1 rRNA gene is annotated in these 795 nt (G+C 50.7%); it reads left to right on the top strand.

The features are described 5' to 3' along the window. Nucleotides 1-795, top strand: a 23S ribosomal RNA gene (locus tag ACSZOX_RS22375); the annotation flags it as partial.

The raw sequence follows: 795 nt of genomic DNA, 5'->3' as shown, positions 1-795 counted from the left end.
GTGACAGCGTGCCTTTTGCATAATGAGCCTACGAGTTACTCTTGGCTGGCAAGGTTAAGTCCTTCAGGGACGGATCCGAAGCGAAAGCGAGTCTGAACAGGGCGCACAGTCAGTCGAGGTAGACGCGAAACCTTGTGATCTACCCTTGGGCAGGTTGAAGTTGCAGTAACATGTAATGGAGGACCGAACCGATAAACGTTGAAAAGTTTCCGGATGACCTGAGGGTAGGGGTGAAAGGCCAATCAAACTGGGAAATAGCTCGTACTCCCCGAAATGTTTTTAGGAACAGCGTCGGCATAGAGTCTGATAGAGGTAGAGCTACCGATTGGGTGCGGGGGAGTCAAATCCTACCAAATCCAGACGAACTCCGAATGCTACTCAGATATGGCCGGCAGTGAGGCTTTGGGTGCTAAGGTCCAAGGCCGAGAGGGAAAGAACCCAGACCATCAGCTAAGGTCCCCAAATATACGCTAAGTTGAACTAACGAGGTCCGGTTGCCCAGACAGCTAGGATGTTGGCTTGGAAGCAGCCATTCATTTAAAGAGTGCGTAACAGCTCACTAGTCGAGCGGCCGGGCGTGGATAATAAACGGGCATCAAGTGTATTACCGAAGCTATGGATTTGTAACATAGGTTACAACTGGTAGGGGAGCATTCCATGCGGGGAGAATCGGAAGGGTAACTTTCCGTGGACTGCATGGAAAAGCAAATGTAGGCATAAGTAACGATAAGGCGGGTGGGAAACCCGCCCACCGAAAGACTAAGGTTTCCTGATCAACGCTAATCGGATCAGGGT

Source organism: Sphingobacterium sp. LRF_L2, from assembly GCF_965644235.1.
GTDB lineage: Bacteria > Bacteroidota > Bacteroidia > Sphingobacteriales > Sphingobacteriaceae > Sphingobacterium.
The sequence above is the reverse complement of the archived record's forward strand: the minus strand, read 5'-3'. Positions and strand labels throughout refer to the sequence as shown.